At 39.7% G+C, this 24,711-nt stretch carries 21 protein-coding genes, 2 tRNA genes and 1 pseudogene; 18 read left to right on the forward strand and 6 right to left on the reverse strand.

Features of this window, described 5'->3' with window-relative positions:
- The first annotated feature begins 43 nt into the window (after nt 1–43).
- The 13 genes and pseudogenes from A5868_RS01290 (at nt 44) to A5868_RS01350 (ending at nt 14,120) form a co-directional block, all read left to right on the forward strand.
- Nucleotides 44–337: a hypothetical protein gene (locus A5868_RS01290; protein WP_254908385.1), complete on the forward strand. Its 294-nt coding sequence runs from the start codon at nt 44–46 to the stop codon at nt 335–337.
- A pseudogene (locus tag A5868_RS01295) lies at nt 334–1,971 on the forward strand (phage tail tape measure protein); the annotation flags it as partial. The gene A5868_RS01290 and the pseudogene A5868_RS01295, both read left to right, overlap by 4 nt.
- Nucleotides 1,972–2,639: 668 nt before the next feature.
- Nucleotides 2,640–3,425 (forward strand): distal tail protein Dit, encoded by a 786-nt coding sequence (locus A5868_RS01300; protein WP_254908383.1) that lies wholly within the window; start codon nt 2,640–2,642, stop codon nt 3,423–3,425.
- Complete coding sequence (locus tag A5868_RS01305) at nt 3,425–6,310, forward strand: phage tail spike protein (RefSeq protein WP_086305844.1); 2,886 nt, start codon at nt 3,425–3,427, stop codon at nt 6,308–6,310. Before A5868_RS01300 ends, A5868_RS01305 begins: the two co-directional genes overlap by 1 nt.
- Nucleotides 6,311–6,320: 10 nt before the next feature.
- Nucleotides 6,321–6,845, forward strand: a complete 525-nt coding sequence (locus A5868_RS01310; RefSeq protein ID WP_086305843.1) for a hypothetical protein — start codon at nt 6,321–6,323, stop codon at nt 6,843–6,845.
- A gap of 9 nt (nt 6,846–6,854) precedes the next feature.
- Entirely contained in the window at nt 6,855–8,537 is a 1,683-nt protein-coding gene (locus tag A5868_RS01315; protein ID WP_086305842.1) for a BppU family phage baseplate upper protein, read from the forward strand.
- A gap of 13 nt (nt 8,538–8,550) precedes the next feature.
- Entirely contained in the window at nt 8,551–9,300 is a 750-nt protein-coding gene (locus A5868_RS01320) for a hypothetical protein (RefSeq protein WP_086305841.1), read from the forward strand.
- Nucleotides 9,301–9,314: 14 nt separating this feature from the next.
- A complete protein-coding gene (locus A5868_RS01325) occupies nt 9,315–10,634 on the forward strand; it encodes a BppU family phage baseplate upper protein (RefSeq protein WP_086305840.1) in 1,320 nt (439 codons plus the stop codon).
- A 73-nt stretch (nt 10,635–10,707) separates the two neighbouring features.
- Nucleotides 10,708–11,046 carry a hypothetical protein gene (locus tag A5868_RS01330; protein WP_086305839.1) on the forward strand — a complete coding sequence of 113 codons (339 nt, stop codon included), beginning with the start codon at nt 10,708–10,710 and terminating at the stop codon, nt 11,044–11,046.
- Nucleotides 11,047–11,060: 14 nt separating this feature from the next.
- Entirely contained in the window at nt 11,061–11,327 is a 267-nt protein-coding gene (locus A5868_RS01335; RefSeq protein WP_086305838.1) for a phage holin, read from the forward strand.
- 105 nt (nt 11,328–11,432) lie between these two features.
- On the forward strand, nt 11,433–12,446 hold the full coding sequence (locus tag A5868_RS01340) for a peptidoglycan amidohydrolase family protein (RefSeq protein ID WP_086305837.1): 1,014 nt from the start codon (nt 11,433–11,435) through the stop codon (nt 12,444–12,446).
- A gap of 327 nt (nt 12,447–12,773) precedes the next feature.
- A tRNA-Met gene (locus A5868_RS01345) sits at nt 12,774–12,846 on the forward strand.
- Nucleotides 12,847–13,124: 278 nt separating this feature from the next.
- Nucleotides 13,125–14,120, forward strand: coding sequence for an Abi family protein (locus tag A5868_RS01350; RefSeq protein WP_086305836.1), 996 nt, complete (start codon nt 13,125–13,127; stop codon nt 14,118–14,120).
- Nucleotides 14,121–14,782: 662 nt separating this feature from the next.
- On the opposite strand, the gene A5868_RS01355 is transcribed toward A5868_RS01350, so the two are convergent.
- From A5868_RS01355 to rpiA, 6 genes are all read right to left on the reverse strand, one after another.
- Nucleotides 14,783–15,037, reverse strand: coding sequence for a hypothetical protein (locus A5868_RS01355; protein WP_086305835.1), 255 nt, complete (start codon nt 15,035–15,037; stop codon nt 14,783–14,785).
- Between the two features lie 180 nt (nt 15,038–15,217).
- Nucleotides 15,218–15,613 carry a hypothetical protein gene (locus A5868_RS01365; protein ID WP_086305833.1) on the reverse strand — a complete coding sequence of 132 codons (396 nt, stop codon included), beginning with the start codon at nt 15,611–15,613 and terminating at the stop codon, nt 15,218–15,220.
- Nucleotides 15,614–15,743: 130 nt separating this feature from the next.
- A complete protein-coding gene (locus A5868_RS01370; protein WP_086305832.1) occupies nt 15,744–16,928 on the reverse strand; it encodes a LysM peptidoglycan-binding domain-containing protein in 1,185 nt (394 codons plus the stop codon).
- A gap of 267 nt (nt 16,929–17,195) precedes the next feature.
- Nucleotides 17,196–17,279 (reverse strand) — tRNA-Leu (locus A5868_RS01375).
- A gap of 103 nt (nt 17,280–17,382) precedes the next feature.
- Nucleotides 17,383–18,069: a 2,3-diphosphoglycerate-dependent phosphoglycerate mutase gene (gene gpmA, locus A5868_RS01380; protein ID WP_010782068.1), complete on the reverse strand. Its 687-nt coding sequence runs from the start codon at nt 18,067–18,069 to the stop codon at nt 17,383–17,385.
- 130 nt (nt 18,070–18,199) lie between these two features.
- Entirely contained in the window at nt 18,200–18,880 is a 681-nt protein-coding gene (rpiA, locus tag A5868_RS01385; RefSeq protein WP_086305831.1) for a ribose-5-phosphate isomerase RpiA, read from the reverse strand.
- A gap of 410 nt (nt 18,881–19,290) precedes the next feature.
- Here rpiA and rpsL point away from each other — a divergent pair, with 410 nt between their 5' ends.
- The 5 genes from rpsL (at nt 19,291) to A5868_RS01410 (ending at nt 24,695) form a co-directional block, all read left to right on the forward strand.
- Nucleotides 19,291–19,704, forward strand: a complete 414-nt coding sequence (gene rpsL / locus A5868_RS01390; protein WP_010742744.1) for a 30S ribosomal protein S12 — start codon at nt 19,291–19,293, stop codon at nt 19,702–19,704.
- A 44-nt stretch (nt 19,705–19,748) separates the two neighbouring features.
- Nucleotides 19,749–20,219: a 30S ribosomal protein S7 gene (gene rpsG / locus A5868_RS01395; protein ID WP_010782066.1), complete on the forward strand. Its 471-nt coding sequence runs from the start codon at nt 19,749–19,751 to the stop codon at nt 20,217–20,219.
- Nucleotides 20,220–20,299: 80 nt separating this feature from the next.
- Nucleotides 20,300–22,384: an elongation factor G gene (gene fusA, locus A5868_RS01400; protein ID WP_086305830.1), complete on the forward strand. Its 2,085-nt coding sequence runs from the start codon at nt 20,300–20,302 to the stop codon at nt 22,382–22,384.
- A gap of 163 nt (nt 22,385–22,547) precedes the next feature.
- Nucleotides 22,548–23,735 carry an elongation factor Tu gene (gene tuf / locus A5868_RS01405; protein ID WP_010782064.1) on the forward strand — a complete coding sequence of 396 codons (1,188 nt, stop codon included), beginning with the start codon at nt 22,548–22,550 and terminating at the stop codon, nt 23,733–23,735.
- Nucleotides 23,736–23,933: 198 nt separating this feature from the next.
- Complete coding sequence (locus A5868_RS01410; RefSeq protein ID WP_086305829.1) at nt 23,934–24,695, forward strand: type 1 glutamine amidotransferase domain-containing protein; 762 nt, start codon at nt 23,934–23,936, stop codon at nt 24,693–24,695.
- Nucleotides 24,696–24,711: the final 16 nt, after the last annotated feature.

The following is a 24,711-nucleotide window of genomic DNA, read 5'->3' on the forward strand; positions in this document are numbered from 1 at the left end:
TTTTCGGTTTCTTGATTGTCAAACATTTGAAGAAGTTAACAAAATGACTATCAGAGAATATGAGCTACGAATGCTCGCTTTCAACCTTTCGCAAGTAGACGAGGAAATGAAGCGGCATCAGCAAGCCTTTTTAAATGATGCGGTACGCGCAAAAAATAAAAAAGGCGAACCCATTTACAAACAATTTTCTGATTTTTACGACTATGAAGAAAGAATAAGCAATGTTCTTGAAGGGTCCATATTCGAACAAGAAATACTTAATGAAGAACGCAAACGAGAACTAACACAAGTAGCTAAACGCCTTCGTGAATTCAGAGAAGGGAGGGGGACGATATAGCAGAATCATTTTCAGTTGAAGCTTATCTGAAAGCCACAGACAGTGGATTTGTAAAAACATTTAAAGATGCTCAGTCTGCTGTCGAAACCTTCGAAAAAGATTCAAATAGTACGATGATGGCTGTCGGGTCAACCATGCAAACTGCTGGGAAATCAATGACAAAACTTCTTACTGTTCCCATTCTGGGTGCAGGAATAGCTGCTGCTAAGATCGGTGGCGACTTTGAAGAACAAATGAGTCGAGTAAAGGCGATATCTGGCGCTACAGGAAGTTCATTCGATCAGTTAAAGCAACAAGCGATTGATTTAGGCGCTAAGACTGCTTTCAGTGCGAAAGAGTCTGCTGCAGGTATGGAAAACTTGGCATCTGCAGGTTTTGATGCTAATGAAATCATGGAAGCAATGCCGGGGCTTTTGGACTTGGCAGCTGTTTCTGGTGGTGATGTTGCTTTAGCGTCTGAAAATGCGGCAGCAGCATTGCGAGGGTTCGGGCTTGATGCCGGACAAGCTGGACATGTAGCTGATGTGTTCGCACGTGCGGCAGCGGATACTAATGCGGAAGTCGCTGACATGGGGGAAGCAATGAAATATATTGCGCCAGTCGCAAATGCAATGGGAATATCGCTAGAAGAAACAGCAGCGTCAGTAGGTATCTTATCAGACGCGAATATCAAAGGATCGCAAGCTGGTACGTCTTTGCGCGGTGCATTGGCTCGTTTGGCAAAGCCTACAGATCCGATGATCGCCAAAATGGAAGAGCTCGGTTTGAGCTTTTACGATGCAGAAGGAAACATGAAATCATTAAAAGATCAAGTTGGGATGTTGCAGCAAGCGTTTAAAGGATTAACGCCGGAACAACAACAAAATGCCTTAGTAACCTTATACGGTCAAGAATCGCTTTCAGGAATGATGGCGTTGATTGACAAAGGACCAGACGCATTAGGGAAACTTACAAATTCCCTGAAAAACTCTAGCGGTGCCGCGGATGAAATGGCAAGGATCATGCAAGAAAATATGAACTCATCCATCGAACAAATGTTGGGGGTATTTGAGTCTGCAGCAATTAAAATTCAAATGATAATTGGGCCGATGGTAAAATCTGCTGCCGATTCAATTGGGGCTATGGTTAAAAAATTCGTTGATGCACCGGTTCCAATTCAAAAGATGGTTTTAGTAATAGCTGGCTTAGTTGCCGCTATCGGTCCGCTCTTATTTATTGGTGGCTCTATGCTTGTGTGGTTTGCAAAACTTAAGGTAGCTGTTGGATTTTTATCAACATCATTTCCAGCTTTGGGAGGCGTATTTACTGCGTTAACAGGGCCTGTCGGGATAATTATTGGAATCATAGCTTTGTTAGTAGGCGCATTTATATTGGCGTGGAATACGAGTGAAGGATTTAGAAATGCAGTTACTGCTATTTGGGAATCGATAAAAAATACAATTTCTTTCGCTGTTCAAACTGTATCAAACACGATTCAGCGAATTTTCGGAGGGGTCGTTGCTTGGTGGAAAGCAAATAACGAGGAAATCGCAGCCGCAGTAGATGCTATTTGGAATGGAAAAATCGGACAATTCATTCGAAATGCTATGGGTGTGATCCAAGGTGTTATTGTAGGTGTTTGGACTGCTATCAAAGGTATTACGGAAGGTATATGGACAGCTATTTCGGGCGTGATTGAAGGGGCTTTGCGTGTGATTCAAGGCTTAATCAAATTTGTTCTCGGAGTGCTTTCTGGAGATTGGTCAATGGCTTGGGAAGGTATGGTAGAAGCGGCTTCTGGCATCCTGTATGGTTTGGGTGGATTAGTCGTTGGAGCGTTAGAAGCTGTAATCGGTGTAGTGAAAGGTTTCTTTTCTATTTTCAAAAACGCTGGTTGGAATTTGGTCAAGATGATTGCTGATGGAATTTGGTCTGCAATAAGTTTGCCGGTGAAGGCGATAAGTGCAGTAGTATCAAAAGTACGACGGTATTTACCATTTTCACCAGCAAAAGAGGGACCACTAAGTGATCTAGATCAATTGAATTTTGGCGGAACTATTTCAACAGGAATTTATTCTGGACAAAGCGAAATAAATCGAGCCATGGCTTCTGTAATGGATATCCCCGCGCTGAGCAACTTGAATGCTAGTTTAGGGGTGAAACATTCTATTACAACAAGAAATGAGAATCGAACTAACAAACAACCGGCAACGTTCAACATTCGTTTCGGCAACCAGCAATTCAAAGCCTTCGTAAATGATATCAGTCAAGCGCAAGGCCAAGAAATAGATATCAATTTATCGTTTTAGAAGGAGGTTGACACGTGCAAGAATGGGAAAATTCAATGTACAAATTTAGAGATACAACGGCATTCGAAGAGTATGAATCGTGGCTTCCTTCTTCCGCCATGATTTATGGAAACAGAATTTTTGAAGAAGAAATCGAAGGATATCAAACTCTGTTCGTTGAAGGACGAGAGATGTTATCATTCGAGATGGAGACAGAGAAGCTGACAATAGGCGAATATGTGTTGACACAACGTTTGCCCGCTAGAATCTTGACTGTGCATTACAAACTAGAAGATAGAGATCCAGAAAAGTTTCAAAAAAAATTTAACACATTAATGCGATTTCTATTTCAAACGAGCGATGTGGACATTCAGTTCAACGATCAACGAGAACTACATTATTTCGGCCGTTTTGAATCATCAGAAACAGTTGCTGGTAATACGAATAGCATCGTTTCTAGTTTTGCGATTAAATGTGTAGACCCTCGAAAATATACGAAGCAATACACAATACAAAAGGATGTCAAAACATACCTGCCATACGGTGCAGTTCCAGAATCAATTACATTTATCGCTACAAAAGATAAGAATGTACGAATCACGAACGGGCGTGAAACGATCGTAATCATTAATTCGATGATTAAGGTAGGAGACAAAGTTGAGCTTCTAGTTAAGGAAGGGATAGCTTTAGTCAATGGTGAGAACAAGTCTAGAATTTTAGATATTACGAGCGACTATTCAAATTTTGTGATTTATCAAAACGACACGATCTATTGTGATAACGGCACTCCTGAAATTAAGTATCGAGGAGTGTGGTTGTGATGGCGGAGAGTGTTTATTTTTTTAGCGATGATCAAAAATTAATAAAAATCGTTGGCGAAGATAAATTATTTTCAGTAATCCAAGAAAAGGAAATAACTAACAACAAAGATGAGTTGATTAACGACAAACTATCAGTGAGTACAGTGTTTGATGATGAAATTAAAGAAGCAATCTACATGGCGGTTCGTGAAGACGAATCGTCTTTTTCTTTGTATCGCATTGTCGGGACCGCCGATCCCGGCACCATGTTGATTTTTACCGGCGTCAATTTTGGGCCAGATGAGCTTGACGCATTTATCATCAACGACATTCGACCAAATCAAGAGTTTTTTCAAAACGCGATTAATCGCTTGTTGGCATTTACAGGGGGAGAATGGCGTGTTGGACACTTAGACTCCACGCTTCCAGCAGTAACGATGACATTCTACTATTGTAGCGTTCGCGAAGCTCTTAAAAACTTGCAAACACTCGGTGTTGAGATTCTTTTTAAATGCAATCTCACTGGAGAAGGCGTTACGGATAAATGGATTGAAGTATATCGTCAAATTGGCGAATACAGCAATGAGCGATTTGAGTTTGGGGGTAAAGCGCTCACTATTGAGAAACAAGTAGACCGAAGTAACATTTACACATCATTGATTGGAAGAGGTCGGGGTGAAGAAGTCGGAGATGGTTATGGCAGGCGTATTGAGTTTGACCAAGTCCTATGGCAAAAGTCAAAAGGAGATCCGTTGGACAAACCGATGAACAAAATCAACCTCGAGTTTCCTGAAATGACAGAAAAGTATGGTATTCCAACGAAAAGTGGGAACCGACGCAAGCGTGAAAAAGTTGAAATCTTTGAGGATTGTGAAGACCCATATCAACTAATCAAGCTTACTTATGAAGCGTTAGTGAGCTACTCGAGACCGTTAGTGCAGTTCAAATCGACTGTTTTTGGTGGGGATGCACTAGGAAATATTTTAACCATCCACCGTGCAGATCGCGGTTATCACTATGAAACACGAATTTTCAGTGTAAAAATTGATCGTTTAACAGGGAAGGTCGAGACAGGCCTGGGTGATAATCTAAACAGCTCATCTACACGGCAGGCATCAAATACACAGAATGCATTGCAGACGCTAGATAATACGAAAATGACTTTCTACGAGTCTTCTGAGGTATCTAAATGGCAATCGGACATTATTCGAGGTGCACATGGTGGATCAATCATCATGATGAATCCGGAAGATAATGGAAAAGGTACATCACGACAGCCTTACCAAATGGTGTGGATGAACGGCGATTCAATCGCTACGTCAAATCATTTTCTAGTAGCTAATTCTGAAGGTATTGGATTCATTGATGGAGATTTTAATGAGTCGAACTTTAAAACAGCGTGGACGATTGATGGAAACTTTAATGCAAACTATATACAGTCAGGTCGTATTCGAGCCGATATCTTCGAGACGTCGTTTAACAATGTTGGGGATCAACTGAAATTAGTTGAAGGCGCTCTTCAGGTAGTAAATAGTAATAAAAAGATCATGGAATTAACCAAAAAAGGAATGGAGTTTTGGGCTTCCGATAAACAAATAGGAACGATCGGCACCACAGACTCGGCCGGGAACCCATTTCCAGATGCGACAACACCAACTCCGATTCCCGACAATGCATTAGTCATTCGGACTGAAGGAGATGGGAAATATATCCTCATTTCACCAAATAAGGGAAAAGGCTTTGTCATGCTGTCAAATGGAACAACGATACATTTTGGAGATATGAACATCCAAGGTAAAGTACAAATTTACAAAGATGTTGATATTAAAGGAAAGCTGACTCTAAGTGGTCGTGAAGTCTTCCCGGGTCAAGGCGGTGGGTCTAGTGGCTCAACCGGTGGTCAAGGGAATGGTTGGAACGGTCAATACCCACCAGAAGTGCAAACAGATGCTGAAAAGTTCGCATGGCAGGCTTGGGTGATGTTACTAAGTTTAGGATATTCCCAAGCTGCAGCCGCTGGTATTCTAGGGAATATTAACGGTGAAGCCGGCCCTTCAATGAATCCTGACATTGATCAAATTGGTGGCCCAGCATATGGAGCTATTCAATTTGATGGTTCCGCGTACCCTCTTGTTCCACCGGCTACGTATGATGGTCGCGTCTATGTTCAGAATTTAATGAGAGCTGCCGGAATTACAGATGATTATAAAACGATGGCTGCCCAAATGAGATTAGTTGATTGGGCGAATTCAAATGGTCAGTGGATAGGGGCTGTAGCTCCGACTACTGTTGCAGGTTTTAAAGCTATGACTGATCCTAGTCAAGCGGCTTTTGTGTTTGAAAAGAATTTCGAACGACCAAGAGATTCACATCCCGACAGACAAGGTTTCGCTGTTACTTGGTATAACAAGTTCAAAGACTTGAAAATCCCACAAGCGAATAGCGATATTGTTTCAGTAGCCAAAAGCTTATTAGACTATTTTACCTACGAATTAATTCATGGAGAAGCCTACATTGGGTCAGTCGCCAACCCAGACCGAAACGGTCGTACGGACTGCTCAGGTTTTGTTTGGTTAGTTCTGGCTAAGGCTGGTTATCGTGTGCCTGCAAACATGCAATGGTATACAGGAAGCATGGCTGGTGATGCGAGAAGTACACATAATTGGTTCCAAGAAATCAGCGAGAATGAAGCACGTGCAGGTGATGTTGTGATTTACAACGTTGGTGGAGGTGCTGGGGCAAATGGGCACACGGCAATCTTATTAGAGAACTACCGTGGGAACGACACTCAAATCATTCAAATGGGGGGAGATAGTCGTTTTAGCGGCGTAAATACTTCAACGATTGGCTACTCTTTTGGATCACTATTAGGTGGGGATAGATGCTTGGCTAGAGCAGTGAAATAGGAGGAAAGTAATGGCTATTTACGATAAAGGATTAAATCATTTGAAAACCAAAATGAATCAAGGAATAGGGAATTACCAATGCTATGCGGTAGCTGCTGAATTTAGTGGAATTATGTGTGGCCCCGATCTTGGAGCAGGAACGTATTATGACCAGCTTGACCCCGTAAACGATGAGTTGATCTATTCAGCATCAGATATCGGGATTGCCTACAAGTGGCATGAGTTTGGTTGGTCAGTAATTATGAATCCGCGGTATGAAGACCTAACGGTCGGCTCTATTCTTTGTTTTGAAAGAGGTGTTCAGATAAGTGATGGTTTTACTACTCATGAAGAATATGGCCATTGTGGCATAATCAGAGGACTAGAAGGCACCAAAATTCAGACGTATGAGCAAAAAGGTGAGAAAGGTGAATTTGTCGCTGAGTACGATCGGGCATATTTCGGAAGAAATACAATCGCCTCTATCATTATTCCGCCAGATTTTAGCGGGACACCTACAGAGTTTATCCACGGCCAAGCGCCGATGGAAGAATAGGAGATAAAAATGGCACAAGTAAGATATCCTTTTACACTATCAATTACAGAACCTAACAATTATATCGGGATCGTAAGAGTGAGAAACGAAGACACAGGCACGCAGGTATTTGAGATGGAGATTGTCGAAAATGGGCAAATCAAAACGTTTCAAGGCTTGACGCCCTATTTTGTGAACAAAACAAAACTAGATCAAGGTATGCCCGTGGAAGAACGCGCACAGGTAAGTTATCCAACGCAAGGGCGTGTTGAGTACACGTTGTACGATCGAGACCTCCAATGGTTAGGAGTAAATAAAGCCTATCTCAGTTTTAGAAATGAAGACGGGATTGAAAAGTTTTCGACAAAAGATTTTGAATTTCGAGTGGTTGGCGGAATCTATAAATCCTCATTCAACGGGGAAGCGTACAGTATTACTTTAGAAGAATTGATCAATGAATTCAAAAAGGGGTTGGCTAACTCCTCTGATGATTTAGATCAGTTCAGAAAAGATTGGGAAAAATTTGTTCAAGAAAACAAAGATATTTTAGAGTCCATTGATCCAAACGGGGAGCTTTTAAATCAATTAAATGATTTGAAGAAACAACAAGAGGATTTAGCAGAATTAAAAGAGAGCTATACCTTAAACACAGGGATTCAAATTGGTGGCGGCATGCCGAGAAAAGCCTTTCAATCAGCACTGGATCAGTTAAAATCGAAGGTTGATAAGTCAAAATTCAATATTCTTCATATGACAGATGTTCACACAGACTATGGGTTCAGTGCTGGCGGATATAAGTATGCCGAATATTTTTTCAGTCATATGACAAACATGCAGTATTTACAGGATGTAGCCGATTGTGCGATTTACAACGGTGACAACGCGGATTGTTATCTAGCGGATAAGGAACAATCAGAAATCCAGCAACGCAAATTCTCGTTAAAAGCGTTACGAAATGCTGAGATCCCTACATTTGTGAACCTTGGTAATCATGACAATGGTTCGCCAACATGGAAACGGGATTATAACGGGAAAGTATTTCCAGACGGGATCATTACCAATGAAGAGTTCAAAGATTTTTATGCTGCCAAAGAGAGGTTATTTGACGAAGTAAGAAACGTCGATAGCCTCTATTTTTATAAAGATTTTCCTGACAAGAAGATCCGTGTAATTGGAATTAATACGAATGACAATAATCAAAGTGTTCTCAATTCTGATGGAAGTTATAAGTATGGTTCTCACGATCATTTTGCTATGCAACAAGAACAATTGAAATGGTTGGCTGAAAAGGCACTAAAAATACCAACTGGATACCAAGTGGTTATGTTTGGCCATTGTCCATTACAAGAAGAAATTTTCGATAATCGAGAGTGTTTAATTAACATTATCGAAACTTATATGCTAGGAACCTCTAAAAATATTGAAAGTGTTTATCCGGATCACGAAGTGAATTTTACTGCTGATTTTACAACGCAAGGTCCTTCAACGTTTATTGGATACATTTGTGGGCATTGGCATGATGAAGGGATTAATAAATTTGGTTCAAGCAAGCAGTTTACCCAAATTCGTTGTCTTAACAGTTGTTTTACTGACCCGCAGCAAATCGATCTTTTAACCGAAGATGCTTGGTCTGTTTTATCTATTGATTCAACAGCAAAGAAAGTATCTGTCATTGGATTTGGGCGAGCGACAAATCGAGAATTCAGCTATTGAGAGAGGTGAAGAAATGAAGTTCGAATGGGAAAAACTAGGAATCAAAGCAACATTGAATAAATTAATAGAAATCATTGAAAATCATGTGGGCTCAAATGAACAGGAAGCCCATAAAAATGCTACAAAAGACACCAGTGGATTTGCATCTAAAGAGCTGTTCAAAACTGGAATGGGGATACGAGTTGCTGGAGCATTGGCCGATAAATATCCGTCGATATTCGATTTGCCTGCTGGGTTGTATGAGACGTATGGAGACTTTACTGATTTGCCAGAAGGAGCTGGTGGAGGATCTGTCATACACGTTCGAGTAGAACGAGGTGTTGGTGAAAGGAAGCAAATTTGGTTGACACAAGGGTATGCAGGAACCCTCTGGTATTACACTTCACACACGACTGCGGCAAGCTACAATCCTGAAGGGTGGACAAGGCTTCCTAGAATCCAAGAAGTGTGGAGCGGGACAGCTAAAAATGTAAATGATCTAATTGACTTTAATCAACAAATGACGCACTTTAAATCAATCCGTGTTTGGTACGAACTAGATGATGGAGAGTCATTGATATGTAAGGAATTCGAAGCAAATAAGTCCTTCGCGCTCAGAGAATTTGATGTTTTCAACAGTTCTACTGGTACAATCTTTTTTGAAATGCGTATTGATCGAGTTTCAAATCTGCAAGCAAAAGTGGCTTTGAATAAGGCCATTGATATTTCCGGAAAAGATACGACTAGTAATATGCGTATTCGAAAAATTGAAGGCGTTGCTTAAGAAGGAGGCCTATTATGGCAATAAGAAAAGTAGCAGATATTGTTATCAAAGCAGGCCCAAATGGCAGAACGGACGCTACCGGAAAAGGCATAAAATTTTATAGCCTTGATAAAAACTCTGCAGCAATTGATTTTTATTTTAAAAATCAAGATGGATCAGAGACGGATTTGATCAACGCGAAGATTGCTTTGTTGCTGCTAATAAAAAAGGGTGATACTCAAGAAGAGTTTCCAGTTATTGATAGTGAGCTATCAATAATGAGTCGGATTAAAGGTCATGCTCGTTATATCATCCCTGATCATTTGCGCGGTTATGAAGGTCAAGTTGAAGGATATGTTTGTTTACGTTTTCCAGACGAATCTCAGACAGACGAATGTAGATTTACTTTCACTATTGAACGATCAAAATTTGAAGAACAGTACGAAAAAGCTGGCGATTATTATGTGACTGAGATTCAAACTGTATATGATGATGTAAAGGGAAAGTTAAATAGTATGATTCCAGAAATGGAAACAGAATTCGACAAACTTGTAGCTTCGTTGACCGAATACGCTAACGAAAAAATTATTGAATACAATGAACAATTCGTTACGCTAAATCAAACTATTTTAGCAGCTCAGAATTCAATTACTGTTGCTCAGGCTGATATTAATACTTTAAAGACTCAAACGCAGAATATTCAACAGGCCCAAGCGGCTATCTTGAAATCTATTGAAGAGAACAAACTAGCTAGCAAAGAGGATCTAGAAACCCTTAAACAAGAAAGTTCGGAAAATGTCCTTACTCAACTTGTAAAAAACACTGCGAGTCAAATAGAAGCTGAATCTGCAACAAATAATGTTAAATCAATAACGCCTAGAGGAACTAAGCAGCAAATCGACAAGAGGATGGCAACGAAAGATGAAATTATTGCCGGGGCATCAACAGAAAAACTCGTTTCGCCAGCGACCCTACAGCAGTATTTACCTTTGGTTATTGGCGATTGGGTAGCGTTAACACTTAACTCTGGTGTGATTGCAGCAGATAGTACAATCCCACAATATCGAGTTACCGTCTACAAATTTGAAGGTAAAACAAAGAAATTCATAGAATACAGAGGGGCTGTAACTTTTACGGGAGGAACCATACCAAGCTCTGATAATACAACGAGTGCGTTTACTGTTCCATCCGAATTAAGACCAGGTCAAACGATAATGGCCAATTGCGCGACGAATAATCTAAGCATTGTTGGCAGAGTTCATATTACTACTGCTGGGAATATGGGTGTTGGTCAAAATTCAGGCAAATCAGTGAATTATCTCTATTTGAACAGCTTGCAGTATTGGTTGGATTAATAAATTGGTTACAGGTACATCGGCACGCTTCCGAGTGTGCTTTTTATTTTGATTGGAAGGGGGAGTCAAGTGGATGGAACTAGAAACACAGGTGCAGCAACATGAAGACAAACTGAAGAAACATGATGAAGAGCTTAGTCGTTTGAATGAGCGCTCACTAGCAATGCAAAAAACAATGGATGAAAGTTTGATTCGAGTGGATGAATCAAATAAATACTTGCGTGAACAAAACACTGAACAGATGAAACAAAATAATGAAATTTTAAACGCAATACTGACACGGAACACGGATGCTGAGAAGCGTTCAGATGAATTAAAGATGCTAAATACGGAAAATCGCTGGAAGCTTATTTTAGGGATTGCCGGAGCAAGCAGCTTGATTACGGTGATCTTAAATTTAATTTTTAACTAAAGGAGTGTATAAAAATGAAAATCAATTGGAAATTAAGAATCAAATCGAAAGCATTTTGGGTAGGCGTTGTTCCATTGGTCATTCTATTAGCCCAAGCGGTCGCAGCGTCATTTGGTTATACATTAGATCTCTCTTCATACGGAGATAAAGCATTAGCTGTAATCAACGCGCTGTTCGCTTTACTGGCTTTCTTGGGAATTACTGCCGATCCTACAACGCACGGGATGTCTGATAGCGATCAGGCATTGACCTATTCGAAACCGAAGAAGGAGGACAAATAATATGGATATGAAAAAAGCAAAAGAAGCTTACGAAAAATCCGATGATAAAAATGTCGGTCTGCAGCCTCAACCGAAAGAGATCGAAGAAAAGAAGGAGGAAAAATAATGGCCATTAATATTGAAACGGGTTTAGCTGTTGTTCAGCGTTTCGTAAACAACTGTAGCTACAGCATGTATGGCTCACGATATTATACGGACGGCACTTGTGATTGTTCGGGGTCTGTCTATCGTATTTTACGTGAATCAGGCGGTTTTGATTATGGGTATATCCCAAGTACCGAAACACTTCATGATTACCTTTTGAAGCTAGGGTATGAAAAGATCGCCGAGAACAGCGACTTTCCGATGCAACGCGGAGATATCATCATCTGGGGACAAAAAGGGTACTCTGCCGGTGCCGGCGGTCACACAGGGATTGCACTAGATAATCAAAATTGGATAGAATGCACAGGATGGAAGGATACAACAATTATTGCCAATCATGATCAACGATGGGTAATGGCTGGGTGTCCTTATTTTTATGCGTATCGTTTAAAGTCCACGCCTAAACCAAATCCAAGTCCAGCACCAGCGCCCAAGCCTCAACCATCTGGAAATAAAAACGGCATTGCGATCGATAATGTCACCAAAGATCAGGCGATAAAAATGGTTCAGCGTATTCAAACGAAATACGCCTGGACGTTACTTCGTGACCAAGTGAAACGAGTGTTGCAGCCGAACAAAGTCTATACGCTGGTTATCACTTGCGATTCAAAATGGAAGTATGAAAATGCGGTCAACAGGTTGAAGCAGGAGCTTAAAACCTATTATCCGGGCTATATGCAGCAAAACATTGCGATCGTTGATGGAGACAAACCTATAATCAAGATCGAGGCACGAAATTTGAATGATGAGCAAAGCAAGAAGATGGAAGGCCACATGCGTAACTTCTTGAAAGATATCCTACTGGATGGTCAAACATACGCAGAAGCGAACTCTTATGGAACCTATGACGTTCGCGTTAAAGGAGAAGGATTCAACAATACAGATGCGCCTATTGTATTGAAAGAGATTCAAGAGATGGGTAAAGCAAAGGATGTTGGCATTAATCCGGCACATATTAAAGGATTTAAGTATTAGAATACGCTTGCAAGATATTAACAAAAGAGCTATTATGAATGTGTAAGTTTTGCCAGAACTTACTTCTTTTTCATAACTAAGTTTCATCTTGATCGGCAACCAGTCGTGTGCGGGCTGGTTGTTTCTTTGTGTAGTGTATCACTTTGTCATGAGTGTATCATTTGCAAAGAAAACGGGTTATGGGTAAGTTTATTGTAATGGGAAGTCACTCGCCCATAAAAAAGGGAACGTCAGATACAGTTAGTTGGGGAAGTGGACTGTGGGGAAATCTGACGTTCCGTCTTTTTATATTGTAACACGTTTAAAAAATAATAATACTTATTTAAAGTATCCCTAGTTCAATTTGGTAGAATACTCCGGTTCATATCGGAAGATGCGGGTTCGAGGCCTGCGGGGTACGTAAAAATGAAAGGATACGAAAAATATTTATCAATACTCGCCGTGTTAAGTTCACAATGCAGGATATTTTATACATGTTCGCTTAGTGTAGGAGAGGAGGACATGTACTATATTTATTTTAAACATTCAAATATAGATGTAGTTTCAATTTTCAACAAATCGATTTACATTGTAAAGAGTGAAAGCGCAATGCTATAATAGTAGAGAGACATATATTTGAAATTCTATACAGAGTGATTACCAAAAGTGTTACATATTTAATAGGAAAGGTATTCAACTATGGACGAAAATGCCAAACGTGAATTAAGTATGGTTAAAGAAGAGTTAGAATCAATTAAAAAGATTGAGGCTATAAAGAGGCATCCCAAAGCGTCTTTTGATGATCTTATAAACGAGTTGTCTGCAAAAGGGATTAAGTTTAATTTGATAAACAAAGAAAATGCTAAAGGGATATTGAATGATTTAAATTATTACTATAAGTTATCTGTTTATAGAAGAAATTTTAAGAGAGGTCTAGACGGGAAATATATAAATTTAGAGTTTAGCTATCTGGCAGATTTGGCTAGTGTTGATATGCAGCTAAGATATTTACTTTTAACTGCTACTCTAGATATTGAACATGCTATGAAGACTTATTTAATTACACATATTACTGAAAATAGAGATGTTGATGGATATCTCATTGTTGATAGGTTTTTTCATTCTACAATTGGCGCTGATTACGAAATGAATAAAGAGACTGTTTTACAAAAAGTAAAACACAAAAGCCACTATCAAAGGAAGTTGTACGAAGCTCACAAAGATACTCCTTCTATATGGGTTCTTGTAGAGGTTATGAGTTTCGGGGAGTTTCTACGACTATTTGAGTTCTATTTTAAAAAATATCCAACCTCAAAATTTGATTTATCTATCATGGGCGGTTTATTAAACGCAGTAAAAAGGATTAGAAATTGTTGTGCACACAATAATGCATTTCTATTTTATGTGAGTAAAAATGAATTAAGACATCCGAACAGCTATATTGTCGACTATGCTGAAAAGGCAAAGATAGGAAAAGCATTTTATTCATGTACAAAAATTCATGATATTATTGCAGTTCTTTATTCACATGATTTTTTCGTTAAGGGCGAGGGTTCTAGAAAGTATAGACATAAAGAGTTATCTGATTTAACTGACAGAAGCATTGGGCGTTTTAAATGTTTAGATAAAGATAATGATATCGTCTATTTCTTTTATGTACTAAAGAAACTACTCGACTCTTATCAAATTCAGTAAATAATTCTTGACAAGTTCTAAAAATGATTGATATTATATATATGTAGAAACAACGTGTTGGAACGTTGGGCGTGGAAGGATTTATTCTGAAACGTTTAAACACTTTTATTATGAGAATGTTAACCCAAGAGGTTAGCATTTTCTTTTTTCTTAAATAAAAACCTTGAAAAATCGGGCTTTCATCATTTCAAACTTCATGATAATCTTGATCCTAACAAGAGCTAAGGTCTTTTTTCTATTGCACATGTAAGCGTTACATTGTATAATAAAACCAATCCAAGAAAATCTTTATTTTCTGCAAGGAGCATCCGAGTAATCGGGTGCTTCTTTTTATTTGCATTACTTATCTCTTGCTAATGTAAGCGTTTTAAATTACAATACAAGTATCCTAGAAACTTTTCTTTCATTTTAACTGCGTGCACTCGAATAATCGGGTGCTCCTTTTAATTTCAGAGATCATTTTATTTGTCATTGTAACCGTTTTATATTATGATGAATTTACTAAGTATCCTCAAACCTCAACTAACAGGAGGGGCAGGCACCCTGGCGAAAGGTGCCTGTTTTTATTGCGCTGAAACCTAAAAGTGATAAACTATTAAGTAGAGAGTAGTCCACTCTCACTTTCTTTTGCCCACTCTTTACCCTTACTAGAGAGTGGGTTTTTATATTCTCATCATTTCTATCTCCATCATAATCTTCGTCTTGCCAACGACCGCGTATTTCTTCACCACAAACTGTTTCCTGCTATTGTACTCCCCAGCAACAGCTATCCGCATACCGTCTTCTACATCTGCAAGAAAATTCAACGAGTGACCAGCAATCAAGCAGCTAGTATCATCTAACTTAAAATAGACGAGGGGACGTTCCGAATACTTTAGAATCTTTACGCTACTCACAATACCATTCATGCTTAGCATTTAAACCACTCCCATATTTTAGTATGTAGTAATCAAAATTATGAAGACCGTTGGCTTTGCTGCAGTAGAAAGCAAAGCATCGTTCTCCGATTTCATCTATAGCGTTAGGACCGAAATCCCACAATAAGACTTGGAGACGATCGAATGTTATCAATCCTAGATGATAAGAGAAGATAGGATTCATTTCAGTTCACTCCATTTTTTCCAGTTGTAAACCTCAACATTTCTAATTTCATCGTAATGTACTTTTTGATCACCTATGTAAATTCCTAACTCATCGTAACCTCGAATCATTCCTATAACATCATCATAATACTGTGCATTTTCATTGAGGGCTTCTAACTGAACAGAGACAGGTTTGCTTTTTAGTCTAGCTTCGTTTAAGACATTTTCGATTTCTTCACTTTGCATTAACGGTTTTTGATTATTGACCTTAGACCGTTCAGTTACATCCTTATTGATTGCTGCTGTTTGGTCGGACAGGTAAAATCCGATCCATTTAAGCATGTTCCGGTCCTCGTAAACTTTTTTAGCTTCTAAAAACAGTTTGATAGCTGACTCATCATCGTAGATCATAACGTTCACCTCTTTGTGACATTATACGAACATATGTTCTAGGATGTAAAGCGAACAGATTCTTAAATTTTGATTGATAGTGAACAAAAAAAATCCACAACTTTAGTCAGTTGTGGAAGATGTGTTTATATTATTTGACTCTGACCTCTTGACCAGGATTAAAATAGTAATTATTTTGATCCATTCCATTCATTTGCAAAAAATCATCCACGCTCATACCGTATCTACCTGCGACCTCTTTAGGACCTTCGCCAGCTTGGACGGTTCCATACTGGGCGTTTGCTTCATTTTGTGAATCTTCACTAATTGTTGTTTGCTGAGCATCTGCTTGCTGGCTTGGTTGTTCTGATTGTTGCTGAGTCGGCTGTTGTTGAGGCGTCGGTTGCTGCTCGGGTTCCGTCTCAACAGAAGAACTGTTTATGCTCTCATCTTGCATATCTTGAGAATCTGAAGAATTTGTATCGAAACTTACTGGTGTTAAAGTAAGATCCGCATTATTTACATATTTATCTACAACCTCTATAGGCAAATCTCCATTAAACTGCATCAAAACTAGCTTGTCTTTATCAGCAGCTGTATAAGAAAAGGTGGCTGAGGATGCTTTTCCAAGGTCATCGTAATAACTCTGTGTATCTTTAAGATCGCTTTCTGATTCAAATGAAAAAATCCTAGCATTTTGATACTCCCCGTCAGAACCTTTCTGCACACCGAATACCAATCCTTCTTTTGCTTTCAGAGGAGCCATCCCGTAATCATCTTTGGTCATTTTTCTTGGTTCATTTACTTCTAGTCCATCTTTTTCGAATTTATCAATTACGCTATTCAAGTCTGCAGACTTTTTATTTTTAGATGTCGATTTTTTACTGGAAGAGTTTGTCTTAGAAGCTTTATCTGAATAGGGAATTAAAACTATTTTCTTTGCATCTTTTTTATCCGGCGTAAGAATAATATCCTTACCGTCTCTCTGGATAGTATAATCATCATCTAGTTTCAAATCATCTTCCTTAAGATGGATTGTTTTTCCTTTCAACTCGTATTCGACTTTATATTTTATTTCTCCGGCTATTTGCTTGCCTAAATCTTCTCCAATTTTTTCCCACTCATTAGATGCTTCGCTTTTCATAGTGGACATGTCTGGAGCCCACGTCATTATATGATCGCTAAAGGACACCTTAAAATTTATATCTTCTTTATTTTCTTCCATATCCATTTGCCAATCATGCGCTTTCAAATCTTTAGTTGTAACATTGTTTCCACACGCTGTAACTATTACGGTAAGTAGTAATAGTGATAAAACACCAACAATCTTTTTCAAATGTTTCTCCCTCTTTCCAACAATAATCAATATAGAAATATTGTATCATCTTTGCCCCGCTTTTGCCCCGCCTATTTAAATTAGTTATATCCAGTTATTAACGAAATCACCGAAAAAGAATAGTCTTATAGCTAACTAGCATAGATATGCTTAGCTATAATTTTAGTATTTAGATCGATTTGATTGCGACCAAAGTAGCTAGTTTCTTGAATCACGACTAAAAAAAGCACGACAGAAATGGTTAAATTTCTGTCGTGCTTTTTTTGATGCGGCCGAGAAGACTCGAACTTCCACGGTATTTCTACCACTAGCGCCTGAAGCTAGCGCGTCTGCCAATTCCGCCACGACCGCAAAAGAAGTACTTTTCTATTTTAGCATAAAAAAATAGTTATGACAGGAAAGATGACGCAAATAATAAAAAATTCCCGGTTCAGAAACGAACCGAGAACAAATATTATAGATAGTATTTTTTAGCAACTGTTAAGTCATCGTTCAAGTCATAAACAAGTGGTTGACCTGTTGGGATTTCTAAGTCCATGATATCTTCATCAGAAATGCCTTCGATGTGTTTAGCTAATGCACGCAATGAATTTCCGTGTGCTGCCACTAAAACAGTTTTGCCATCTTTCAATGCAGGAGCAATTTCATCTTGCCAGAAAGGTAACGCACGTTCTAAAGTAACTTTTAAGTTTTCCCCACCAGGAATGTCGCGAGGATCTAACATTGCATAGCGACGGTCTTGAGCTGCTGAACCTTCATCAGTTGCTTCCATCAATGGAGGCAATACGTCGTATGAACGGCGCCAGATATGAACTTGATCGTCCCCGTATTTTTCAGCGGTTTCTTTTTTGTTCAAACCTTGCAATTTACCATAGTGACGTTCATTTAAGCGCCAAGATTTTACAGTTGGTACCCAAAGTTGATCAGAGTATTCTAAGAGCAAGTCACATGTTTTGATCGCACGAGTTAAAACAGATGTATAGGCAACATCGAATTCAATTCCCGCTTCTTTGATTTTACGTCCGCCTTCTTTTGCTTCTTCGACACCTTCTGGAGCCAAGTCAACGTCTGCCCAGCCTGTAAATTGGTTCAATTTGTTCCATTCACTTAAGCCGTGACGAGAAAAAACTAATTTTGGCATAACATTCTCTCCTTTTGAAATTTCTGAAATTTTCAATTCCTGAATCATTGTACAATGTTTCTGCCATGATTTCCATTAAATTGAGCGTGTTTTTTGCCAAATCGTGAGCTTTAAAGGGTTTTTAATCAAATTACTTTAAAGGAACCTCTAAAATTTTGGGTCCTTCTGGTGTACCGACGATTACTCGTGAAATCATATCAATGAACAAACCGTGTTCAACAACACCGACACACGTGTCCAACTCAGATGCGAGCGCGTGCGGGTCTTCGATCACTTCTAAGTGAAGGTCGATGATGTAGTGTCCGCCGTCCGTTATCAATCGTTCGTTTTCGTCATTTATACGCCATGTAGGATTGTATCCCTTGGATTCAAACAAACGGAAAACGTTGCGACTTCCAAATGGGACGACTTCTACAGGAAGAGGGAATGCCCCCAACTTAGGAACCATTTTACTTTCATCAACGATCCAGATACAATCCTTTGAGTAAGTTGCGACTACTTTCTCGAAAAGCAGGGCGGCACCGCCACCTTTGATTCCTTGGAAGTCATCACTGATTTCATCCGCGCCATCAATAGTAATATCAACGGATTCTACATCGTCAATTGCTTTTAAGGGAATACCTAATTCCTTCGCCTGCTCTTCTGTTTTTGAAGACGTCACAACACCCGTGATCTTCAAGCCTTCTTCGTTCACTCTGCGACCCAATTCTTTTACTAAATAATAGGCAGTCGATCCAGTGCCTAATCCAACGACCATTCCGTCTTTGACAAATTTTGCTGCCTCGACTCCAACTAACTCTTTTAGATTCATTGAGAAATCCCACCTTTTGTTAAGTTACGTTCATTGTAATAGTAAAAAAAGAAAAAAGATAGCCTTTTAAGTAAAAAAGACCAAAAAAGTGAAGGCGTTTTATTTATTGTCATTTCAAGGAATAAAAAATTTTTGGATGGAAATAAGATTTCTCTTATCTGGACGAATTTCACAGAAAGAACGTCTTTATTCTAAAAGAAGAAAAAAGTCTAAATAGTTTGTTGACAGTAAAAATCAATCATGGTATGCTATCAAAGGTGCTTTGTGAACAGGTCTCTCGACTGAGACGTGCTGACTGTGTCGAAGTACGCTTGATAGAGAATGCAGGGATGCATTATTTTTTATCGCTGAAAAAGAACCACCAGGATGTGTGGTACTAGAAAGCGAATCGAGGAAGGAGGAAACAAGGAATGCCTACAATTAATCAATTAGTACGTAAACCTCGTAAATCAAAGGTGGAAAAATCAAATTCACCAGCATTGAACAAAGGATATAACAGCTTTAAAAAAGCTCAAACAAACGTGAACTCACCACAAAAACGTGGAGTTTGTACACGTGTGGGGACTATGACACCTAAGAAACCCAACTCAGCATTGCGTAAATATGCTCGTGTTCGTTTGTCAAACTTGATCGAAGTAACAGCTTATATTCCAGGTATCGGCCATAACCTACAAGAACACAGTGTTGTTCTATTACGTGGTGGTCGTGTAAAAGACTTACCAGGGGTACGTTACCATATCGTTCGTGGCGCACTAGATACTGCCGGTGTTAACGATCGTAAACAAAGCCGTTCTAAATACGGTACTAAAAAACCTAAAGCTTAATCAAACGAATAGATAAGACATATTTTCGGAAGGAGGAGTTACGTATGACTCGTAAAGGAACTATCGCAAAACGTGACGTTTTGCCTGATCCTATGTATAACTCTAAGCTAGTAACTCGTTTGATCAACCGTGTAATGGTTGACGGGAAACGTGGAACTGCTTCAAATATTGTATACAACGCTTTTAGCACTATTAAAGAATCAACAGGAAATGACCCATTGGAAGTTTTCGAACAAGCAATGGAAAACATCATGCCTGTATTAGAAGTTAAAGCTCGCCGTGTTGGGGGTTCTAACTATCAAGTACCCGTTGAAGTACGTCCAGAACGTCGTACTACTTTAGGTCTTCGGTGGGTTGTAAACTACGCTCGTTTGCGTGGGGAACACACAATGGAAGAACGCTTAGCGAAAGAAATCATGGATGCCGCTAACAACACTGGCGCTTCTGTGAAAAAACGCGAAGATACACACAAAATGGCGGAAGCCAACCGTGCATTTGCTCATTATCGTTGGTAAGATTTTTTCTGCTGGCGATCGTCAGCGGAAAAACGATCAGACAATGTTAAATTTAATTTAAGAGAGGAGCAAACAAAGAAATGGCAAGAGAATTTTCTCTAGAAAACACTCGTAATATCGGTATCATGGCCCACGTTGATGCAGGTAAAACTACAGCAACAGAGCGTATCTTGTATTACACTGGTAAAATCCATAAAATCGGCGAAACGCACGAAGGCGCTTCTCAAATGGACTGGATGGAACAAGAACAAGAACGTGGTATCACGATCACTTCTGCTGCTACTACAGCACAATGGAAGGGTCACCGCGTAAACATTATCGATACTCCAGGACACGTGGACTTCACAATCGAAGTACAACGTTCATTACGTGTTCTTGATGGCGCAGTAACTGTATTGGACTCACAATCAGGTGTAGAACCACAAACAGAAACTGTTTGGCGTCAAGCGACAGAATATCAAGTACCTCGTATTGTATTCTGTAATAAAATGGACAAAATTGGTGCGGACTTCCTTTACTCAGTAAGCACTTTACACGATCGTTTACAAGCGAATGCTCATCCAATCCAATTACCAATTGGTGCTGAAGATGACTTCACTGGTATCATCGACTTAGTTAAAATGAAAGCTGAAATCTACACAAACGACTTAGGAACTGAAATCCAAGAGACTGAAATTCCTGAAGAGTATAAAGAATTAGCTGAAGAATGGCGTGAAAAATTAGTAGAAGCTGTTGCTGATACTGACGAAGACCTAATGATGAAATTCTTAGAAGGTGAAGAAATCACCGACGAAGAATTAAAAGCAGGAATTCGTAACGCTACTCTATCTGTAGACTTCTACCCAGTTCTTTGTGGATCAGCCTTCAAAAACAAAGGTGTTCAATTGATGCTGGATGCAGTCATCGACTATCTTCCAGCGCCAACTGACGTTAAAGCGATCCAAGGGTTCAACCCTAAAACAGACGAAGAAACAGAACGTCCAGCTGATGACTCTGCACCATTCTCATCACTAGCGTTCAAAGTTATGACTGACCCATTCGTAGGTCGTTTAACATTCTTCCGTGTTTATTCAGGCGTTTTAAACTCTGGTTCATACGTATTGAATGCATCTAAAGGCAAACGTGAACGTATCGGACGTATTCTGCAAATGCACGCGAATACACGTAAAGAAATCGATACTGTTTACTCAGGAGATATCGCTGCCGCTGTTGGATTGAAAGATACAACAACTGGAGATACTCTTTGTGCTGAAGATGCACCGGTTATCTTAGAATCAATCGAATTCCCTGATCCAGTTATCGAAGTCGCTGTTGAACCTAAATCAAAAGCTGACCAAGATAAAATGGGTATTGCTTTACAAAAACTTGCTGAAGAAGATCCTTCATTCCGCGTTGAAACAAACGTTGAAACTGGCGAAACTGTTATCGCTGGTATGGGTGAACTTCACTTGGACGTTTTAGTCGACCGTATGCGTCGCGAATTTAAAGTGGATGCTAACGTAGGTGCGCCTCAAGTATCTTATCGTGAAACATTCCGTGCTGCTACCAATGCAGAAGGTAAATTCGTACGTCAGTCTGGTGGTAAAGGTCAATACGGTCACGTATGGATCGAATTTACGCCAAACGAAGAAGGTGCCGGCTTCGAATTCGAAAACGCAATCGTTGGTGGTGTGGTTCCTCGTGAATACATTCCAGCAGTTGAAAAAGGATTAGAAGACGCAATGGCAAACGGTGTATTAGCTGGCTATCCATTGGTTGATATCAAAGCGAAGCTTTATGATGGTTCATACCATGATGTCGATTCAAATGAAACAGCCTTCCGTGTAGCTGCCTCTATGGCTCTACGTGCGGCTGCGAAGAAAGCTAGCCCATCGATCCTTGAACCAATGATGAAAGTTACAATCACAGTTCCAGAAGATTACTTAGGTGATGTTATGGGTCATGTAACTGCTCGTCGTGGACGTGTTGAAGGAATGGAAGCACATGGTAACGCGCAAATCGTTAACGCAATTGTGCCGTTAGCTGAAATGTTTGGTTACGCTACAACGCTTCGTTCTTCTACTCAAGGACGCGGAACATTCATGATGGTCTTTGACCACTATGAAGATGTACCTAAATCAGTTCAAGAAGAAATTATTAAGAAAAATGGCGGTAAAGCCGACTAATTTTTAAGAATTAGCTGTTTTTTACAGCTTTTCTAAAAGAACTGTATTTTTAACAACGTTTCATGTAAAATAATTAACTGATGATATGGGCTCGTACTGCTGTTGTGGTACGGACCTATCAGATAAAAAAACTAAACTCATTTACTTAGGAGGAACATTTTAAATGGCTAAAGAAAAATTTGACCGTTCAAAACCCCATGTTAACATTGGTACTATCGGACACGTTGACCATGGTAAAACTACTTTAACTGCTGCAATTACAACTGTACTTGCTAAACAAGGCGGAGCACAAGCTATGGACTACGCGCAAATCGACGGAGCTCCTGAAGAACGCGAACGTGGTATTACTATCAACACTGCTCACGTTGAGTACGAAACTGAAAACCGTCACTATGCTCACGTTGACTGCCCAGGACACGCGGACTACGTTAAAAACATGATCACTGGTGCTGCACAAATGGACGGAGCTATCTTAGTAGTTTCTGCTGCTGATGGCCCTATGCCTCAAACTCGTGAACACATCTTGTTATCTCGTAACGTTGGTGTTCCTTACATCGTTGTATTCTTAAACAAAATGGATATGGTTGACGATGAAGAATTACTTGAATTAGTTGAAATGGAAGTTCGTGACCTATTAACAGAATACGACTTCCCAGGCGACGACACTCCAGTTATCGCAGGTTCAGCTTTGAAAGCTTTAGAAGGCGACGCTTCATACGAAGAAAAAATCTTAGAATTAATGGCTGCTGTTGACGAATACATCCCAACACCAGTTCGTGATACTGACAAACCATTCATGATGCCAGTCGAAGACGTATTCTCAATCACTGGTCGTGGTACTGTTGCAACTGGTCGTGTTGAACGTGGACAAGTTCGCGTTGGTGACGAAGTTGAAATCGTAGGTATCGCTGAAGCAACTGCTAAAACAACTGTTACAGGTGTTGAAATGTTCCGTAAATTGTTAGATTACGCTGAAGCTGGCGATAACATTGGTGCATTATTACGTGGTGTTGCACGTGAAGACATCCAACGTGGACAAGTATTGGCTAAACCAGCTTCAATCACTCCACATACAAAATTCTCTGCAGAAGTTTACGTTTTAACTAAAGAAGAAGGCGGACGTCACACTCCATTCTTCACTAACTACCGTCCTCAGTTCTACTTCCGTACAACTGACGTAACTGGTGTAGTTGATCTACCAGAAGGCACTGAAATGGTAATGCCTGGTGATAACGTAACTATGGAAGTTGAATTAATCCACCCAATCGCGATCGAAGATGGAACTCGTTTCTCTATTCGTGAAGGCGGACGTACTGTTGGTTCAGGCGTTGTAACTACAATCAAAGCTTAATCAACTCTACAATCAATTAATAATTTATGCTCGGACGTAAAGAGTCACCGGATTTCCGGTGACTCTTTTTTTGTGATCCTGAAAAGATACTCCTGCAGCAAGCTTTTCTGATAGTGTTAAGAGAGCTGGGAATTCCAATGGTTATCAGTTTATATCTGAAAGAAATTTTAGTACGATGGCAGAAGGAAAATCGGAAGGATGATGAATGTGATTGTTATTCCTGTACCCCACTATGGCTTCGATCCGACAGAAGCTGCTGTTCCATGGGACTATCTAGACAAGCAGGGAGTAGAAATCGTTTTTGCGACACCCGATGGTCAAATGGCGTCTGCCGATGAACGATTGCTTACTGGAAGAGGATTTGGACCATTAAAAAAATTCCTCATGGCAGATTCGAATGCTTTGACTAATTATCGTAGGATGATCGCAAGCGAATCCTTCAAGCGGCCGCTTCGTTACGCTGATATTTATCCAAGCGACTTTGAAGGAATTCTGCTGCCAGGAGGGCATGATAAAGGTATGAAGACATACTTGGAATCTCAAGTTTTGCAAGAGAAAGTCTCTGAATTCTTTTTAACCGAAAAAACAGTTGGTGCTATCTGTCATGGGACTGTTTTAGCTGCTAGATCGATCAATTCGAAAACAAATAAATCCGTCCTTTATGATTATGAAACAACGTCGTTGCTTAAAGTTCAGGAAATGGGTGCATATTACCTAACAGCATTGTGGTTGAAGGATTACTATCGAACCTATTCAATCACTGTAGAGGATGAAGTAAAATCAGTCCTGAAAAACGTACGTCAATTTCAATCGGGAAGTTTGTCAATGAATCGTGATTCCTTGGAGAATGAGGGACCAGCCTTTGTGGTTGAAGACCGCAATTATGTGTCCGCACGATGGCCAGGTGACGCCCGTACTTTTGCAAAGAAGTTTTATCAACGTTTGAAACAAAATTATTGAGTTTTCTACTATTATA

The organism is Enterococcus sp. 12F9_DIV0723 (genome assembly GCF_002174375.1).
GTDB classification, from domain to species: Bacteria; Bacillota; Bacilli; order Lactobacillales; family Enterococcaceae; genus Enterococcus_A; species Enterococcus_A gilvus.

Excerpts from the sequence above, each read along its gene's own strand:
- A5868_RS01335 (WP_086305838.1), top strand. The coding sequence starts at position 11,061 with ATGAAAATCAATTGGAAATTAAGAATCAAATCGAAAGCATTTTGGGTA.
- rpsL (WP_010742744.1), top strand. The coding sequence starts at position 19,291 with ATGCCTACAATTAATCAATTAGTACGTAAACCTCGTAAATCAAAGGTG.
- rpsG (WP_010782066.1), top strand. The coding sequence starts at position 19,749 with ATGACTCGTAAAGGAACTATCGCAAAACGTGACGTTTTGCCTGATCCT.
- A5868_RS01315 (WP_086305842.1), top strand. The coding sequence starts at position 6,855 with ATGGCACAAGTAAGATATCCTTTTACACTATCAATTACAGAACCTAAC.
- A5868_RS01340 (WP_086305837.1), top strand. The coding sequence starts at position 11,433 with ATGGCCATTAATATTGAAACGGGTTTAGCTGTTGTTCAGCGTTTCGTA.
- A5868_RS01365 (WP_086305833.1), bottom strand. The coding sequence starts at position 15,613 with ATGATCTACGATGATGAGTCAGCTATCAAACTGTTTTTAGAAGCTAAA.
- A5868_RS01350 (WP_086305836.1), top strand. The coding sequence starts at position 13,125 with ATGGACGAAAATGCCAAACGTGAATTAAGTATGGTTAAAGAAGAGTTA.
- A5868_RS01410 (WP_086305829.1), top strand. The coding sequence starts at position 23,934 with ATGATGAATGTGATTGTTATTCCTGTACCCCACTATGGCTTCGATCCG.
- A5868_RS01320 (WP_086305841.1), top strand. The coding sequence starts at position 8,551 with ATGAAGTTCGAATGGGAAAAACTAGGAATCAAAGCAACATTGAATAAA.
- gpmA (WP_010782068.1), bottom strand. The coding sequence starts at position 18,069 with ATGCCAAAATTAGTTTTTTCTCGTCACGGCTTAAGTGAATGGAACAAA.
- A5868_RS01310 (WP_086305843.1), top strand. The coding sequence starts at position 6,321 with ATGGCTATTTACGATAAAGGATTAAATCATTTGAAAACCAAAATGAAT.
- A5868_RS01290 (WP_254908385.1), top strand. The coding sequence starts at position 44 with ATGACTATCAGAGAATATGAGCTACGAATGCTCGCTTTCAACCTTTCG.
- A5868_RS01325 (WP_086305840.1), top strand. The coding sequence starts at position 9,315 with ATGGCAATAAGAAAAGTAGCAGATATTGTTATCAAAGCAGGCCCAAAT.
- fusA (WP_086305830.1), top strand. The coding sequence starts at position 20,300 with ATGGCAAGAGAATTTTCTCTAGAAAACACTCGTAATATCGGTATCATG.
- rpiA (WP_086305831.1), bottom strand. The coding sequence starts at position 18,880 with ATGAATCTAAAAGAGTTAGTTGGAGTCGAGGCAGCAAAATTTGTCAAA.
- A5868_RS01355 (WP_086305835.1), bottom strand. The coding sequence starts at position 15,037 with ATGCTAAGCATGAATGGTATTGTGAGTAGCGTAAAGATTCTAAAGTAT.
- A5868_RS01330 (WP_086305839.1), top strand. The coding sequence starts at position 10,708 with ATGGAACTAGAAACACAGGTGCAGCAACATGAAGACAAACTGAAGAAA.
- tuf (WP_010782064.1), top strand. The coding sequence starts at position 22,548 with ATGGCTAAAGAAAAATTTGACCGTTCAAAACCCCATGTTAACATTGGT.
- A5868_RS01305 (WP_086305844.1), top strand. The coding sequence starts at position 3,425 with ATGGCGGAGAGTGTTTATTTTTTTAGCGATGATCAAAAATTAATAAAA.